Genomic DNA, 17,196 nt, shown 5'->3' with positions numbered 1-17,196 from the left:
TCTCACATTATTGTAGCGAGGAACGTGCTATTATTCAACATAGTTAAATGGAGGTACCAAATTTTATGAACAATCAACGATGGCTTTCTCAAAATTTCTTTGCTTTTTTTATTACATGGGGTATTTTCTTACCTTATTGGACAGGTTGGTTAGTCGATGCAAAGCACCTTACTGTATCTCAAGCAAGTGTTGTAATGGGCTGCGGTCTTTTAGCACGGGCAACATCGAATCTATTTTTCTTTCCAATCCTTGCAAAATATGTGCACAATAAACGACTGATTACGATATTAGCAATTGGTGCATTGCTGACAGCTTTACTTTATATTCCAAGCACAAGTTTTATCGCTCTTCTTTTCGTTACCATTTTATTTAGTATTTTTTACCCTGCTCTATTGCCTGCTGTGGAAAGTAGTGCGGCAACGCTTGTACAATATGGCAATGTCCATTACGGTAAAAGTCGCTCATACGGCTCTTTTGGCTTTGTTATCGCTGTACTTATTATTAGTATGTTAACAGGCGTTTTTGGGAAGGATATTATTTTTTGGAGCATGATTTTAGGGATTATCGGGATGTTATTCATGCAACAAATGGCAACACCAAAGGAATTGCTTATTGTACCTACGAAAGAACAACGTGCAAAATCACTATCAATGAAAACATTATGGAGTATTAAAGGGTTTCCGATTGTATTATTGATCGTTATTTTATTACAAGGTGCCCATGCATCCTACTATAGTTATGGCTATATCTATTTAGAAGATTTACACGTCGATCCATTCTATATGGGGATGATTATTAACATTGCAGTTGTTTGTGAAATTTTATATTTCATGAAAGCTGATACACTGTTTACGAAATGGCGCTCCTCTTCACTATTACTCTTAGCAGCTAGTGGATCATCGTTACGTTGGTTACTCATCTTCCTCTTTCCAAACGTTTGGGTATTTATCGGCTCACAAGTATTACATGCCTTATCATTTGCATTAGCACACTTTGCCTTTATCGGCTATTTAACAAAGAACTTACCGAAGGAACAAATTCCTAATGCACAAGGCTTATATTCTGCACTAGCAATGGGTTTAAGCACTGCCATTCTCACATTTTTAGGCGGCTATTTATACGAAATATCCCCTGGTCTCGCCTTTGCTGCAATGCTGATTTGTACAGTACCAGCAATCGGTATATTGCTAGCTACTAGTAATAAATTCCAGTACTAAAATTAGAATTACTAAAATTAGAATAACCCCAATGGTTTGATTACCATTGGGGTTTATTATGTAAACTATTTTTTATTGATTGAATGGGAAGTAAACCCTCTAACCAATAAAAGAATGCCTAAGATAAAGAAAACGATACTGAAAAGAAATAATACATAGCCAGAATCAAAAAAAGAATTATAGAAAGTTTCCTGACCTACATACGTTAAATTTGAGACACTGATAGCCGTAACAATATACTGAGTTGAAATTAAAATCGCTGCAATAACTAAAAACAGTGACCCTACAATTTTATCTTCCATATCTACACTCACCTCATGCATTATTGAGGATTTTTCTTTTTGTAAAAATACCCTTCGAAGGTCATATATAACGCGACTGCAATACAAAAAATAAGTAACCATGTGTTATTTTCTTTTAGATCTGTAAAAATTAACACTGCACCCAACAACGTTATAAGTATTTTAATGATTAGTTTCATCAAAATAACCACTCCTCTCTATACGATAGAAAATAAAGATATGTCCGAGCAACTACAAGCTAACATTTTTAAAGGTAAAAATCAACATTATATGCACACCAGTACCTTTTTTAGAATAAACCTGTCATTTTGTTTGACCTATAAAAGTACCATTTCAATTATTTAAAATAAATAATTGAATATTTTTGGTACACTCACAGAATTTCTCGCTTACTTATAACGCTGAACATACCAGTAATGCTAGTATGTAGTAGCGTTTGTCCTCATATGAAATTTTCAAAAAAAAGAAGTTGAAATTACTCTGATTTTTCTTAAAATAAATTATATATAATTTATTTTTTTAGGGAGGAATCTATATGGCATCTATTCTTTTACCTCGTAACTAGCTATTAATTTTCTCGTCACTTTCCTTATCGCTCCAGCTATTCTACCTAAAAGGCGTCAAAAAGCCAACACCACTATTTCACATAAAAATATACTAATAAAAGGGAAAAGAGGGATATTATGACTTCGAAAAAAAGGTCGATTGTAACAATTGTTTCAAGGTCTTTAATTTCAAATTTAGTTATTGTGCCATTTAACCCTAGTAATGCTAAAGCAGTGGAAAATACAAATATAGTTGAAGCTACTGACAATGCGATATTTTCTGAAAAACAGCTTGAAGAAGTTCAAATTATAACAGATCACGTATCTTATGAAAGAAGAAATGGTATTGGTGTTTTTACAATTTCTAATATCGCAGAGATGGAGAACAAATTACAAAACATTCATTCTACCGTTACTGCTGAAGAAATAAGTTCTGCAATAGCAGATATCAATACTAAATTAGCTGATGAAAACGGAAATGGTGAAACTACGGATTTACTAGTTAAATCTAGAAACCTTATTCAATATGGAACCGAGACTGCACCACGTATCGTAAAAAGATCATGTAGTAAATGGTTAGGTGGCTTAGGTCTTGCTCATGTCGCAGCTACTACAGGAGCAGGTGTACTATTAGGTATTTCAGGTCCAGTAGGTTGGACAGTTGGGACTGGGATTGCTGCGGCATACTATTTAGGTTCACTGGCATGCCCAAACTAAACTCTTTTTATAAAAAACACCAAATTTCCGTTAATTTCTCCACTTTTTTTATTTTTACATGTTTAACCATGTATCATATCACGCAAGCAATTTACCCTACTGTCATCCTTTATATTCTAATGGTGTTAAACTTATTTTCTTTTGAATATTTGTTGAGTCGTAAATACGATAGTCCTCAAAAAAGAGCTATTCCAGCGACATTATATTTTATGTTCACTGGTATTCTAGCTATATTAGCGTATTTATGGTTAACAGATAATTTAGTTGACTAGTGGAAAATATTAAAAAGCGTTTTGCATCTATATTTTACAATGCAAAACGCTTTTTGTTCCTTCTTGATGTAAATATTCACCGATTTTCAGTCGACTTTTTTCATCCTCGACTTTGCCACTTGACACAACTTCTCTACCCCATATTGCAACTGTTCTCGAGTTGCATACGCATATGAAAGTCGAATATGCTGTGTATCTTGCGCATCATAAATATAGCCTGGGTTAATCAGAACATTGTACTGCAATAACTTTATAAAAAATGCTTTATCCACGATTGGTGCGTGAAATTTTAGCCATATATAAAATCCACCTTTTGATTGTTCCCAACTCGCAATGGCCTTCAGTTTTTCATGTAATAACTTTTCAACAAAGTTTGCCCGCTGCTGAAGCGTTTGTCGTAAGCTTTCAATATGGCGTTCGTACTTTCCTGATTGGAGCCAATGCAAAACAATTTCTTGCGAGATAGCACTTGATCCATAGTCTGTTTGCATTTTAATATCCGCTAAGCGTTCAATCACAGTTGTTGGCCCGATTAACCAACCGATGCGCAGCCCAGGACTAAGTGTTTTGGAAACACTGCCGATATATAAAACTTGTCCGCTATCATCCAGTGATTTTATAGATGGGGATCCTTCATTGAAAAGTAATTCATGATAGACATCATCTTCAATAATGGGAATGCGGCATTGTTTACAAGCCTTGTAGAGTTGCTTTTTTTCTAGTGATGTCCATACGCCTCCAGTTGGATTATTTAACGTAGGAACAGCATAAAAAACAGCCTGCCTTTTTCTTTTCTTGTGCGCTAATGTTTGAGCAAGCCCTTCATCTCGGTCAATCGCCACCATTTGCATCCCGACAGATTGGAATGGATGAACAGAATTTAAATAAGATGTTTGTTCCTGAAATACGATGGAACCTTGCTCTAGCAAACCAACTGCAATAAGCTGTAATGCTTGTAGTCCACCCGAAACAATGCAGACATTTTCAGGTTGTGCCTGTATGCCTCTTTTTTGTACATATTGGCAAATTGCTTCACGCAGTTGCATGTTACCTTGCGGAGATGAATAACCTAACACTTTCGGTAGTAAGGAGATTTCCTTTAAGGATGCCTCGATTTCACTAGTAGGTAATAAGCTTGGCGCTAATTCCCCTGTTCCTAAGCGAATGATACTATCCCGTTGCTCATATTCGTTGATTAATTGAATCGTATGATAATTTGGTTTGTGGAGACTTGTTTCAATGTAGGTTTGCCAATTTGGTTGTCTTTGTTTAATTAATGAATGCCAAGAAGTATTAGCAACATAAATCCCTGAGCCTATCGTCGTTTCCAGTATACCCGCTGCCTTTAATTCCTCTAATGCTTGCTGCACTGTACTGCGGTTAACCCCTAATTGCATTGCAAGTTGCCTTTGTGTTGGTAACTTCGTTCCTGCAACCCAATCCCCTCGTTCAATGCGCTCTGTAATCCATGTTACAATTTGTTGTTGTAATGTACGATTTCCTTGTCGAGTTGGTTGCCAGTTCATATGTTCACCTCGTAAATTGGATGGGTAAAATACCATCCAATTGGTCGTTTTCTTTTAGTTATAGCACAGGTAGAATGTGAATGGAAAGGAGGGATTGTCATTGGAGGCATTTCTGCATGGTATGATTTTAGCATTTGGACTTATTTTACCTTTAGGTGTACAAAACGTCTTCGTTTTTTCACAAGGTGCTACGCAACAACGTTTAATATTAGCCCTACCAGCTGCTATTACAGCGGCACTATGCGATACTTTATTAATTTTGCTTGCTGTTTTTGGTTTATCCGTTATTGTTTTGCAATTTGAATGGCTACGGCTTGTCTTAATGGGCGTCGGAATTGTATTCCTTTTATATATGGGCTATAGCATTTGGCGCTCGGATTCGACAACTAGTCAAAAGAGCGAAACGTTGCCCGTTAAAAAACAAGTTTTATTCGCGCTGTCCGTATCCTTATTAAATCCACATGCTATTTTAGATACAATTGGTGTAATTGGCACCAGCGCATTAAAATATAATGGCACAGCACAAGTACTCTTTACTATTGCATGTGTGCTCATTTCGTGGTTGTGGTTTTTCGGTCTAACATTGGCCGGTGCATCTTTTAAAAAGCTTGATAGCTCTGGCAAGCTGATGAATTTCTTCAATAAATGTTCAGCAATTTTTATTTGGGCAACTGCTATTTATTTACTTAGTGGTTTACTATAATCTGGTACATAGTTTAGGGATACATTTTATAATAAATAGTTGCAGTAATTGCATTGATATAACAACGATTTGCGTTTTATATACGTTTTAATGAGCTTAACTTTTTTATAGCTATTCTGTATAGTTAGCTTCTTAATGCAAATTCCCCCTTTGTGCTCACGTTATTAATAAAATAGCTATAGCTGTAGCTAGTGCTAACAAAAGAATCTTTTATTTTAATGAATCAAAAAACCCAATTTCAAAATTAAATTGGGTTTTTCGTTTTTCTTTAGTTAAATTTTCTAAAAAAATAATTGGGTCAAACATTACCTTCATTTATCATTTCCATTTACACTCTCTGTTAAGGCTAAAGCTCGATAAGTCATTATACTTCCTACCGTTAGTATAGTTAATAATAGCAATGACATTTGAATAGATGATAAATAGACACTTAATACAATCGCCAGACGTGCTAGAATCTCTGCACAATAGATAAGGTTTATATTTACGCGAGACCTAATTCTATTTAGTTTCCTACCACAAGTGAAGGTAAAAAATCTGAAATTAATTCATTACTATCAATACTATCTATCTTCAAAAGAATTCAATAAGAAACTATATATTGAATTGAAACGTTATTTTGGCAATCATAAAAACCTAAATATGTGGTGTAAGCTTTTTGAAAATCATCTCTATTTTATTCGAAAATCCCTGGGCGTATATACTAACGATTTCTAATATATGAAAAATAGAAAACCAAAAATGAAAATAAATTTCTTTTACTTTATTTCTTCAAGAGCATTAATAAAAGCTTAGTATTTATTTATTTTTCTAGATTTAAAGGATGCTATCCACTCTTTTCATGTAAATAACCAGTTTTAAAATATTAGAATTTTTTTAATAATCTAATTTATTATTATAAACTTTATTTATCACAAGGGAGGAGGATATAGAAATGAGCAAATTAAAACCTATTTCTTCAGAAGAATTAGTAAAGTTTGAAGAAGTTCGTAACGGTGATAAGATTACAGTTATTCGATGCTAGTTTTAAGACACAAAGAACGAATTTTATTCGCTCTTTGTGTTTTACTTTACGTTTGAGTTTTTATTAGGAAAAATTACAAATGATTTTCTTTGAAGGTTGGAAAAATGATATTATTGTATCTATTTTTATTCTTTATAGTTTTTAATTTATATACGTATTTAAGTCTATATGTGCATGAATTTGGACATTTTATTGCTGCAAAACTTCTTGGAGCAACGCAAACAAAAATTGTACTAAATATTAAAAATGTTAATCCTAGTACTACTTTCAGTTTTGGAAGGAAAATGAGCAATTTAGAAAATTGCATCATAACGCTCTCTGGGGTCATATTGCAACTAACGCTTTCTATACTAATTTTGTTACAAAACTATAGCTTATTCATAAAAATAGTTGCTGTTATTCATATACCGGCAATTTTAATTAATATTTTGCCTTTAAAACCGTTAGACGGATATTATCTTTTGCCATTATTTAAAAATATAAAAGGTTCTATTATTTTCCTTTATTTTCTATTTATTTTATCTATGCTTATATCAATATACTTCACATGGAAATATTTAATTGTATTATTCGATAATTCACTCAGTAATGCATTAATTATTATGATATTACCCGCAATATTACTATATAAAATGTTCAGAAAAATAAGTAAGTATAGGAGCATTGAATATGGAAACAAAGGATAAAAAATATAAAGTAAAATATGGTAATTCCAAAATTCTTTTAACAAACGAGAACAACTCCTTATTTTGGGAATCTGAAATTTATCATACAGAAAATACAGATAAAGAAGAAAGGAATTTCTTTACCGCCGCGGATAAAGCCTTCTTTTCCTACCCATTAAAAAAATTAGGGAATGTTCATTTATTCGGAATCCCTTTTAATAAAGGTTCTAATAAAAGTAATTCAAAAGTGAAAAATTTTGCTGCTGCTTTAAGGGAATCGAGCCTACGACTTCCAATATATTTAGATGAATATAATGAACAAACTTCGGGTATTTATGATTATTTAAGAGATAAATATTTGATGAAAAATTGTTTTTTAGTCGATCATGGTGATTTATCAATAGCCAACGGTAGTTTAGAAGAAGTTAATCACCAAATATTTCAAGTGTTAAACTACATAGAACCTCAAAAACCAAAATTTTGTGTGGTAGGTGGAGATCATTCAATCACATATACTCTTGTAAGAAATCTAACAAAGATATTATCGAAAAGAATTCTTATTATTCAATTTGATGCTCATCATGACTGCGGATCGGATATTTTAAAAATGGATAAAGAGATTTGTCATAGCAATTTTGTTCGTTTTTTATTACAAGAGGAATTGGTTGCCGGAATCATTCAAATAGGTGTTAGAGGACTGAGATCATTAGGGCAATATTATAATCACCCTAAACTTTTTCAACTCAATTTTTCTGATTTAGATAAGCTTCATTCAATTGTATCTGAATTATTAAATACTGAAGGTGAAATAATTGGGTATGTTTCATTCGATGTTGATGTATTAGAACCTAGAGATTTCCCTTTAGTAGATTTTCCAAAAATTGAAGGACCAAAATTACAAGAAGTTATCAATATGATACAGGAAATTTTCAAAATTGTACCATCCATAAAAGCAGTAGATATAGTTGAAGGACAATCAGGAGGTGAACCTGAGCAATATGATTCGGTTCTTCATATTTTATTATATCTACTGGAAGGGTTAACTAATAAGGGAGATGGAAAGTAGTCATGATAAAAAGTGAAAATCAAATTCAACTCGATTGTATGCTGAAATTAAGTGAAGAATCGATGTATGGATCAGATTTTGAAAATTTTATAGCATTAGTGAATTTATCAAAAGAACTACAACCTTTATTACAATATGATAAATTAAAAATAATCCAAGTATGGGAAAAGTATCGCTTTAATAATGAAGTACAAAACTACTTAAGACAGGAACCATTTGCTTTTTCGGGATTCAAGGAAAAAATAGGTATGGAGAATATTATCTCTTGCTTCGAAAAAGGTGGGGTTTTTGCTACCTTTCATTTTGGCTATTACCGTCACGTGCCTTTTGAGTTAACAAAATCATTGAATAAAGGTAACAAATTTTCATTGGATATTGTTGTAGACAAGGAATCATATAATAGTGAATTAGAATTAACAAAGTGGAATGAAATTAAGCAAGAGAATAATATAAGTTACATAATAGCAGAGGAAAATATAAGTGGGTTAAAGTTGCTTCGCTTACTGAAACAAGGAGGTTCATTTCTATTATATTTAGATGGGAATACAGGAGCTGGTGAAGATTCAAAACCAATTGAAGTTCAACACATTACATCATTAATAAGGTTAAGAAGCGGTATTTTCCGATTGCTGCAGTTAACTAAAAAGCCACTGTGTCTTGTAATGACAGATTTAAATTCGGATGGAGAACCTCGTTTGAAAGCTGAGAATCTAAAATACTTTAGGAAAGAGAACTTTGAGCAATCTGTAAATGAAATTTACACCATTTTTAGAAACACACTAATAAATCATCCTGAATTATGGAGATTTTGGTATAGGCATCATCTTTATGTGAATAGTTGGATGGAAATAAAAAATTCAATGACAAATAGTCCATCGATTGATTGGCGAAGTAATAATGGATTAGGATTAGATTTAACTACAGGAAATGTATACAAATTAGATTAATAAACATCAGATTATTTCAACTTAATTCACCAAGTCAAATCTGTTCAACACTTGGATACAAAGACAGCAAGAAACCGCTCGAAATTCCATAATGGACTTGTCCTATTTGTCATACTCATCATGACTGCGATTTAAATACAAGTATCAATATTCTGACTGTAGATCTAAGAATAATAGCATTCGCTTAGTTAGAAAAAAGAGACACCTATGCAAGTAAAGACATACACTTGCAAGTATGCTCTATCCCCAAGAAGCGCCCACTTCAAGCGTTAAGAATTGTTTGGTTTAGCTAAGTGGTGAGTAGTTTACAAAGTAAAGATGACACCAGTAATCATTCGCCAAGGGGGGCTATTATGTTTAAAAATCATAATTTTGTATTACTGTTTTTCTCTCGTTTTTTTAGTGTATTTGCAGATGCTATGTTATTTATAATTCTATTATCTATGTTAGGCAATTTCGGTATTCGCGCTATCGGGCTCTCAATTTTCTTTATATTTTCTACACTCCCAGCAATTATATTTTCTTTGCCAGCTGGGGCAATTATTGAAAGAAAATATCTTCAAAAGGTCATGAGTTTTACTGATATAATACGATTTGTTTTAGTTGGATGTCTAGCAATAATTAACACGATTCATTTAACACCTACTATAATTTATTTATTTATCTTTGCCATTGTGCTGTGTAATGTATTTTACATCCCGGCCAGTTCGTCTCTTTTGCCCAAAATTGTTAAGCAGGAATATTTAGCGAATGCAAATAGCTATATCCAAATCACAATGCTCTTTGCAAAAATAGGTTCTTATAGCGCGGGGGCCTGTTTGATTAAAAGTGGATTGAGTTATTCTAGTTTGCTACTTATCATAGGCTCATTTTACATAATTTCGATGATAATGATTTTAGCAGTAAAGCCATATCACAAAAATTTATCAAACAACGAACCGAAAACAATCATACAAGACGTAAAATCTGGATTAGCTTATATTAAAGTAAATAAATTATATAGTAAGCTGTTTCAAATATTTGGTGCTGCATGGTTAGTTGGTTCATCAGTGGATCTTTATTTAATATCGTATTTAGTAGAAATATTGGAACGACCACATGAAGATTTATATATAATTACCACATATAGTTTGATTGGAATTGGTTTAGGCTCTTTCATATCACCTTACTTATACAAACGAATTAATCCTAAAATAGGGCTTTATGCTTCAAGTCTATTCTTTGGTATTATTATCGCTTTATTTTCATTGAAATTACCACTAGCGGTATTGTTAATAGGATTGCTTATCGGTGGATTTGCACAAGGTTTATTTTTAATTTTTTTAAATACGTATTTACAAAGCAATGTAGAAGAGAAATATCTTTCACGAGTATACAGCTTATACCATTTCGTTTACACTGGAGTAAGCTTGCCAGGATATCTACTTTTCGGATACTTCATTGATCGTATCGGCATAATTAATACAGGGTTTATTATTGCAGCCTATTTAATACTAATTGCTTTCGTAACGATTTTCTACTTACCCTCTTTACGAGATAAAAAGGAAATCTTAGAAGAAAGACATTCTTAAAAAAATCCAGCTATCTGTTTTTTATTGATAGCTGGTTATTATATTTTTATTCGTTTTTTAGCTTTTTTATATATGATTGTAAGTATTCTTCATAATTTAGAGCATGATTCAAGGATTCAACCTTATGTAATATATCTATTGATTCTTGAGCAAGTTCAAGACCTTGTTTATATTTTGTATGCATTTTGAATATACCGAAGTAAAAATTTAGAATTGTTTTTTCAAAAATAAAGGTTTCAGGTATATTTTGATTTTTTAATTCATATAAGTATGCTTCGGTTTCTTTCAACTTATTATGCTCAAGACAAGTTCTTATAGTATTAAAATAGATATCAAATAAATTACGCTTGTAACTTAACATGTTTTTGAAATAAATACTCTTTTTAATAACTTCTGATGATAGCATAATTACAACATCTATACCCAATAAATGTAACGTATTTCCATAAAGAATTATTTCATATTCTCCCCAGACTTCTACTTTCCATAAATAATCAACGAGTATTTCTAAATCTTCTTGTTTAACTTTGTTGTCAGTAAGATCCGAAATAATTGCTTCGATCATGATACTGTTTAATTTATATGACAATACATTAGTTAGTTCATATTTAAAAATTTCATCATTTCTTAACTTATTTAAAAACTTTAAATCTCCACGTAAATAAGATTCCTTCATGTTTATTATTAATTCTTCAAAATGTTCTACTTTAAATTCATTATTGATATAAATAAATTCTTCAAAACTTACATTAATTCGATTAAGTAACAATAATAACTTAGAAACAGTTATGCCAGTTTCATCTCTTTCAAATTTAGATAAATGAGAAACAGACATTATATCTTTTGCAGCATTATTAAGACTAAAACCTTTGTGTAACCGTAACTTGCGAAAAGTATTACCTAAGTTATTCACAAAAATCACCATTATCATATATTATAATAGAAATTATTGATCAAATTGCCTAAAAAATATAATAAAGAAATAGGGGTTAAATATTCTTTTGAACCCTAATATTAAAGAATTAGCGCTCTTAATCAATATGCAGACATCTTTTTTAAATTTCAATATTATGTAAAGTCTTTCTTTTCAACCACTTTCAACCCAACAAATAATACAACCAAAGCAATTAATATATTAATAATCCAACTAATTATATTTATCTCGACTGTTCCATTCATAAAATCTGTTAATAACTGATCCATAGCACTTGCCGGAATATACTCCCTTATAAACGAAATATTTTCATTGACACTGGTTAATCCAAAAATCAATAGCGCTAGTCCTCTATAAAACAAAAATACAATAATAATCGCTGTTATCTCGTTATTGAAGATAAATGTTGCAGAATAGCAAAGTGCTAATGCACTGATTAACAGTGGCAACAAATTGGACAAAGAAATGAGGAAATTTAAGGTAACAGTATCATTTTTATCAGTAAGTATAAATTCTCCAGCTAAATAGGTAGCTGACCCTAAGATTAAAACAACAATTAAAAAATGAATGAATGTAACTATGAATTTTCCAATAAAAATGGTCCTTCTATCAATCCCTAAAGAAATGGAAGTCGGTATAATTAGCCTATCTTTCCACAATAAATACGTTGCCAAAAAGCAAATAATTAATAACGAAAGACCAGACATCCCAAAAACATTTGAGTAATAAAACCGACTGTTTCCGTATGGAAAACCAGCTTCTGTTTGAGCAAAATACTCTAACACTACAGCTAATGCAACAATTAAGACTGCAAAAAATAACGTAATAACATAGCTCAATTTCTTTTTATGTAATCTAAAAAAATCACTTTTAATATAATTATTCATATTTTTCACCTCTACCAGTTAATTTAAAAAAATAATCCTCAAGAGTAGATTTATGTGTTTCCATCCCTAAAACCGATATACCATGGCTAACAAAAGTTTGATTTATCACACTTGTTTTATCCGAATTTTCAGTTATTTTAATTTGGTTTTGATTTTCAATAACATAAGTTAATTCTGGAAAATGTTCTTCTAATATTTTTGTAGCTTTCTCCGTGTTATCAACAACAATCTTTAAATAATTTATCATTTTTTGTTCAAGTGCTTCTTTGGTTATTCTTTCGAGTAATCTTCCATTATTTAAGAAAATATAACTGGTAGATATTTCTTCTAACTCCGTTAAAATATGACTAGAAATTAAAATCGTTGTTCCAAATTCTCGATTTATTTTTAGAAGAATGTTTCTAATGTCGTGAATTCCTTCAGGATCAAGTCCATTAACTGGTTCATCTAAAATTAATATATCTGGCTTAAAAATTAATGCTAATGCTAGACCCAATCGCTGTTTCATTCCTAAAGAAAATTCAGAGAAAAGTATTTTATTATTAGTAAGCCCTACTAACTTGAGTATTTGTTCAATTTCCTTCGTATTTGTTCCACCTTTCTGTAGTAAAAAATACTTTAGATTTTCAAAGGCAGTCAAATTGTTAAAAAAAGCAGGGCGTTCAATCAAAGCACCTATACTAGGAAGCCTTTTTTCTGAATAGCTATATAATAATTGCCCTTTAGTTGCTGTTATTTGTCCCGTCATTATTTTAAATAAAGTTGATTTCCCAGCCCCATTTTTACCAATAACGGCACAAATTTCGCCGGCATTTATTTTAAAGCTGATGTCATCTAGAATAACATTCTCTTTATATTCCTTACTTATATTTTCTACTTTTATTAATTTTAAAGACATTCTACTCACCCTCTTTGAAAATAAATATTATTTTTACAGCCAGTATAAAATGCTTTTTGCAAGATGAAAAGTGTCTATTTTTTGAATATTTTGTGAACAAACATTATAAAAATAGTCTTAGGTTTTTCTCAAGGTTTAATCTTCTTTGTAATAGGGGCACTTTCTACTGTTTTGGGCATTAAAGAAAACAATAAGCTTTCTTAAATAAAGAAAATATCTTATTACTAATATCCCTAATTTTTTTCGACCACTAATTCTACCGGTAACTCATGAGTATCCCATCCTGCTTTGCGTTCAACGTAGTAGCCTTGCATTGTTTTGTAACGCGCCACAACATCTTTTATCGTTCTACCAAATGCGTGACCGACGTGTGGTAAGCCATTTGCTGTAGGTGGTCCTTCGTAAAATACAAAGGGATACTAGCAGAACGATTACTGATGGATGCTTGAAACGTTCGTTCTTCCTCCCAAATTTTACGAATTTTTGTTTCCCTTTCTACAGTTGTCTCTTTGTTGTTGTCAACTTGTATGTAAATTCCTCCTATACAGTCGTGTATAAAAGGCATACAAAAACCCCGTCCCAAGTAAGGGACGGGGTTAACCGCAACAAATACCACCCTAATTCTATTGAAACCCGCTCAATAGCACTTAGCAACGTACAATCATACGTGTTCTTTTTAACGGTAGACACCCGAATTAGCTTACTTTATTCAGCTAATCTTCTCTGAGAGGATCTTCATGAAACATTTGCACACCGACTTCCACCATCATGTCGGCTCTCTGTAGAACAAAATGTAACACTACTCTTTCTCATCAACGAATTTGTATGCTTTTATTGTGACTCATCTTAACAAACTGCAATTACTTGTCAACTTTCAGACAATCCGCGATGCTTTGATGAAGGGCCACATATTGAGGACTGTTTGCAGTTTGAATATAAAAACTTTTTAAAAATGATTTCCAGTTAAAGCGTAATATTCGATAGTGCCAGACATCAGGCTGTGCCTTTTGAGCAGACAGCATTTCCGTAGTTTCGTTTAATAGTGTAATAATTTCTTGCTCCTGCAAACCTTGTTCTAACATGGTGAATATAGGTACTAACAACCTTTCATCTTCATCATGAATAAAAGCATAATTTGTTTGTAACATCAATTGCCATAAAGGACGCAAAATATCTAGAAAAGAAGCTTTATTGAATTTAGGGCTTTTCACTAATTCATCTACTGCGTCTGAGACATGTGCTACACTATGCGCCCAGCCTTTATCCGGCACATATCCCCTTACATCTTTTTCAGCTAATAAATACGCGATTAACTTATGTGTTAATTCTTCTATCTTGTTCGCTTCAATAAAATCCGACTCATTATCTTTTGCTAATATTAGTGCAACTAGTAACATTGTAAAGGTTCTTGTAAAAACTGAATCGGATTGGCTCTCTCCAATGCCTTTATCTAGTAAGTCCGTTACACAGTATTGTAAAGTGTCGTTTAATAATGCAGGATGTAGTAAATCTTGTTCTACAATCATTGTATAAAAGCAACCATAGATTAGTCCGTCTCGTAGCTCACTATCAACTGAGCCAATATGCACTAGCATAGACTGCATAAGTTTATTTTGATCTACTTGTTGCCAAGCATTACTGTTATTTAGGAATGCTTGAAGTTCACATTTTAAATCCGCTTCACTAAATAATGCTTCATGTAATATCATATGTAGTAAGTTCTCCTTATGTTTAGAATACATACAATTAATAACATTAATTGTACCTTAATCCATAAGAAAAAACAGCTTATCATGATAAGCTGCTTCTAAATGGTGCTAGTGTGAGATTTCAATCTTCTCCAAATTAGCAACAAAATCATATTGATTTAATGGTACTTGCCAATTGTAAGTGACATTTACACTTTGTCCAATTGCAATTTTATCCTGTACTTCCTGAAGTGGAAACCAGACTCCATTCGTGTGTTTAGTAATGATTTCTTCATTCGATAATTGCCCGATTTCCTCTTGCAATGCCCCTGTCACAACTAAAAATCGGTCTTCCTCCATAGCAACAACTGTCCCATATTTGTATTGTGTAGACATGTTAGGTTTAGACACGTTGTATTTATTTTCTAAATAAGAAATTTGTTGGCCATATTTAGCAGTGAAATAATCCATCGCTTCTTTTTTCACTGCAAAGTAAGCATGCATTTGGTAACTATTTTCGTATTTTCGATAATATTCCTTCATTAGTTCTGCTTGGGCAAACCATTTAAGTGCATTTGCTTCCATATATTTATCGAAAAATTCATCTAATGTTAGATTGAGTTTTGTTAAACCATCTTTAAATACTGTACTCTCTTTATATGACTTTTCATATTTTTCTCTTTCCGCTTGCATCTGCTTCGCAATTGCCTTTTCGCTAAATTTGATGTTTTTACTTTCTGCATAGACATAATAAGCATCCAATTCGAATAATGATTGAAAAGTCATATTAATAGATTCTTGGCTTTCATTTGCCTCAATTGCATCTTGGAAAATCATATCATAGTATGTTTCATCTAATATCGGTATAGCATTTGCTGATAACTCGTCCCCATTGTTGACTTGTGTGTATATAAATAACCCTATACATATTGTCAGGATTACAGTATACATACTATACTGCCCGCGTCTCGATTTCTTCGGGATGGCACGTTGTTCAATTTGCTTTACTACATTTGTCATCACACGTTTTTTACTTTCTGTTAAATCTCTTATTACTCGTACATCCACTTTACTCATGTAGCAACACCTCCCATTCAATATGCTGTAGCTTAGGCTTTAATAATTCACGTCCCCTGCGCAGCCTTGTTTTCACTGTACTGTCAGGGATGCTTAAAAGCTTCGCAATTTCACCAATAGGCATATCTTCAAAGTAAAAATAACTTAGTACCTCTCGTTGCTTTAAAGGTAGTGAGAATATAGCATTTTCGATGAGCGTTTGTTCATCATGCTGAACGAGCATATCCCTTCCTGAGATTGTCTGCTTGGCAAAAATTTTCTGTTGCACTTGAATTTTGCGATAAGTCCAACTACGTAAATAATCTTTACTTTTGTTCATGACAAGCCTCGATAAATAAGCTTTTAATTCTCCACGTTCTTCATATTTTTGCTGATTGTCATAGAACTTAATAAACACATCCTGAACAATATCCTCTGCTTCTTGTAGGTCCTTTACATAATAAAAAGCAAGACGAATAAGTCGTTCCGTGTGCTGTTCCATTATTTCTTCTAGTTCCTTTACTTGCAACGTCTCGCGCCCCTTTCTCTACCCTATAAACGGTGCTCAGAAGCGAAAGGTTTGTTTTTTAGGGAATTATTATTATTTTTCATCAAAAAAAGGAAGAACCATCGTTTTTTCTGTTGAAGATAACACAATATTTGTAGAGGGTGTACCATAAGGCATTGCAGCATCAATAAACTGCTCTAATGTTTCGACAGAGTAAGTTGCGAGTTTAACAATATAACTAATTTCACCAGCTACTCGGTAACATGCCAAAACATCTGGATGGGCATTACAAAAGTTTGACAGGCTTTTACAGTCAATGGACTTAAACAAAACAATCGCCTGAATGGAGCGATCCATTTTCTTAAGATTTACTTTCGTTGTATAGCCTTCAATACTGCCTTGTTCTTCTAGTTTTTTAACACGTTCGATGACAGCTGGTGAAGATAAATGAACGATTGACGCTAGCTCCTTCATTGAGATTTTCGCGTTTAATTGTAATTGGCGTAAAATTTCTGTATCGATATTGTCCATTAGAATCCACCTTTTTTTATTAATTGTTTTTTAATTAATTCCTTTCGTTATAAGGAAAATAGACTTGATTACATTATATAACTTCTGTTATTCAGTTACTCCATTTATTACAATTAAAGCAATAAAGGAGGCATCAACC

Annotated in this window: 17 protein-coding genes, 1 pseudogene and 1 other annotated feature; of the genes and pseudogenes, 7 read left to right on the top strand and 11 right to left on the bottom strand. The window is 32.3% G+C overall.

Annotation, left to right across the window (positions count from 1 at the left end):
• Window positions 1–65 precede the first annotated feature (65 nt).
• Window positions 66–1,217: an MFS transporter gene (locus MHH88_RS10365; protein WP_339262841.1), complete on the top strand. Its 1,152-nt coding sequence runs from the start codon at window positions 66–68 to the stop codon at window positions 1,215–1,217.
• Window positions 1,218–1,282: 65 nt separating this feature from the next.
• Here the strand turns inward: MHH88_RS10365 and MHH88_RS10360 are convergent, their stop codons facing one another.
• Together MHH88_RS10360 and MHH88_RS10355 are read right to left on the bottom strand one after the other, a co-directional pair.
• Window positions 1,283–1,519 carry a hypothetical protein gene (locus tag MHH88_RS10360; RefSeq protein ID WP_339262839.1) on the bottom strand — a complete coding sequence of 79 codons (237 nt, stop codon included), beginning with the start codon at window positions 1,517–1,519 and terminating at the stop codon, window positions 1,283–1,285.
• A gap of 20 nt (window positions 1,520–1,539) precedes the next feature.
• Complete coding sequence (locus MHH88_RS10355) at window positions 1,540–1,701, bottom strand: hypothetical protein (RefSeq protein WP_339262837.1); 162 nt, start codon at window positions 1,699–1,701, stop codon at window positions 1,540–1,542.
• 501 nt (window positions 1,702–2,202) lie between these two features.
• Between MHH88_RS10355 and MHH88_RS10350 the strand changes: the two genes are divergently transcribed.
• Window positions 2,203–2,781 (top strand): hypothetical protein, encoded by a 579-nt coding sequence (locus tag MHH88_RS10350; RefSeq protein ID WP_339262836.1) that lies wholly within the window; start codon window positions 2,203–2,205, stop codon window positions 2,779–2,781.
• Between the two features lie 358 nt (window positions 2,782–3,139).
• Here the strand turns inward: MHH88_RS10350 and MHH88_RS10345 are convergent, their stop codons facing one another.
• On the bottom strand, window positions 3,140–4,579 hold the full coding sequence (locus MHH88_RS10345; RefSeq protein ID WP_339262835.1) for a PLP-dependent aminotransferase family protein: 1,440 nt from the start codon (window positions 4,577–4,579) through the stop codon (window positions 3,140–3,142).
• Between the two features lie 100 nt (window positions 4,580–4,679).
• Here MHH88_RS10345 and MHH88_RS10340 point away from each other — a divergent pair, with 100 nt between their 5' ends.
• The 5 genes from MHH88_RS10340 (at window position 4,680) to MHH88_RS10320 (ending at window position 10,555) form a co-directional block, all read left to right on the top strand.
• Window positions 4,680–5,282, top strand: a complete 603-nt coding sequence (locus MHH88_RS10340) for a LysE/ArgO family amino acid transporter (protein ID WP_339262834.1) — start codon at window positions 4,680–4,682, stop codon at window positions 5,280–5,282.
• Window positions 5,283–6,395: 1,113 nt separating this feature from the next.
• Entirely contained in the window at window positions 6,396–6,992 is a 597-nt protein-coding gene (locus tag MHH88_RS10335; protein ID WP_339262832.1) for a hypothetical protein, read from the top strand.
• Window positions 6,976–8,037 (top strand): arginase family protein, encoded by a 1,062-nt coding sequence (locus tag MHH88_RS10330; protein ID WP_339262831.1) that lies wholly within the window; start codon window positions 6,976–6,978, stop codon window positions 8,035–8,037. Before MHH88_RS10335 ends, MHH88_RS10330 begins: the two co-directional genes overlap by 17 nt.
• 2 nt (window positions 8,038–8,039) lie before the next feature.
• The gene (locus MHH88_RS10325) at window positions 8,040–8,984 is read left to right on the top strand and encodes a hypothetical protein (RefSeq protein WP_339262830.1); all 945 of its coding nucleotides are present in this window, start codon (window positions 8,040–8,042) and stop codon (window positions 8,982–8,984) included.
• 353 nt (window positions 8,985–9,337) lie between these two features.
• Entirely contained in the window at window positions 9,338–10,555 is a 1,218-nt protein-coding gene (locus tag MHH88_RS10320; protein WP_339262828.1) for an MFS transporter, read from the top strand.
• A 46-nt stretch (window positions 10,556–10,601) separates the two neighbouring features.
• Here MHH88_RS10320 and MHH88_RS10315 read toward each other — a convergent pair whose 3' ends face one another.
• From MHH88_RS10315 to MHH88_RS10280, 8 genes and pseudogenes are all read right to left on the bottom strand, one after another.
• Window positions 10,602–11,468 (bottom strand): helix-turn-helix domain-containing protein, encoded by an 867-nt coding sequence (locus tag MHH88_RS10315; protein ID WP_339262826.1) that lies wholly within the window; start codon window positions 11,466–11,468, stop codon window positions 10,602–10,604.
• 155 nt (window positions 11,469–11,623) lie between these two features.
• Window positions 11,624–12,376 carry an ABC transporter permease gene (locus MHH88_RS10310; protein ID WP_339262825.1) on the bottom strand — a complete coding sequence of 251 codons (753 nt, stop codon included), beginning with the start codon at window positions 12,374–12,376 and terminating at the stop codon, window positions 11,624–11,626.
• Window positions 12,369–13,274, bottom strand: coding sequence for an ATP-binding cassette domain-containing protein (locus MHH88_RS10305; protein ID WP_339262823.1), 906 nt, complete (start codon window positions 13,272–13,274; stop codon window positions 12,369–12,371). The genes MHH88_RS10310 and MHH88_RS10305 overlap by 8 nt, the downstream gene beginning before the upstream one ends.
• Window positions 13,275–13,513: 239 nt before the next feature.
• Window positions 13,514–13,803: pseudogene (locus MHH88_RS10300) on the bottom strand (class I tRNA ligase family protein); the annotation flags it as partial.
• 54 nt (window positions 13,804–13,857) lie between these two features.
• Window positions 13,858–14,099 (bottom strand) — a binding site (T-box leader).
• Between the two features lie 35 nt (window positions 14,100–14,134).
• Window positions 14,135–14,983: a DUF2785 domain-containing protein gene (locus MHH88_RS10295; RefSeq protein WP_339262821.1), complete on the bottom strand. Its 849-nt coding sequence runs from the start codon at window positions 14,981–14,983 to the stop codon at window positions 14,135–14,137.
• Window positions 14,984–15,091: 108 nt separating this feature from the next.
• The gene (locus MHH88_RS10290) at window positions 15,092–16,039 is read right to left on the bottom strand and encodes a DUF3221 domain-containing protein (protein WP_339262819.1); all 948 of its coding nucleotides are present in this window, start codon (window positions 16,037–16,039) and stop codon (window positions 15,092–15,094) included.
• A complete protein-coding gene (locus MHH88_RS10285; protein ID WP_339262817.1) occupies window positions 16,032–16,547 on the bottom strand; it encodes a sigma-70 family RNA polymerase sigma factor in 516 nt (171 codons plus the stop codon). Before MHH88_RS10285 ends, MHH88_RS10290 begins: the two co-directional genes overlap by 8 nt.
• Before the next feature lie 72 nt (window positions 16,548–16,619).
• The gene (locus MHH88_RS10280) at window positions 16,620–17,057 is read right to left on the bottom strand and encodes an Lrp/AsnC family transcriptional regulator (RefSeq protein WP_339262815.1); all 438 of its coding nucleotides are present in this window, start codon (window positions 17,055–17,057) and stop codon (window positions 16,620–16,622) included.
• Between the last annotated feature and the right edge of the window lie 139 nt (window positions 17,058–17,196).

The organism is Lysinibacillus sp. FSL K6-3209, assembly GCF_037976175.1.
Classification (GTDB): domain Bacteria; phylum Bacillota; class Bacilli; order Bacillales_A; family Planococcaceae; genus Lysinibacillus; species Lysinibacillus sphaericus_D.
The sequence above is the reverse complement of the archived record's forward strand: the minus strand, read 5'-3'. Positions and strand labels throughout refer to the sequence as shown.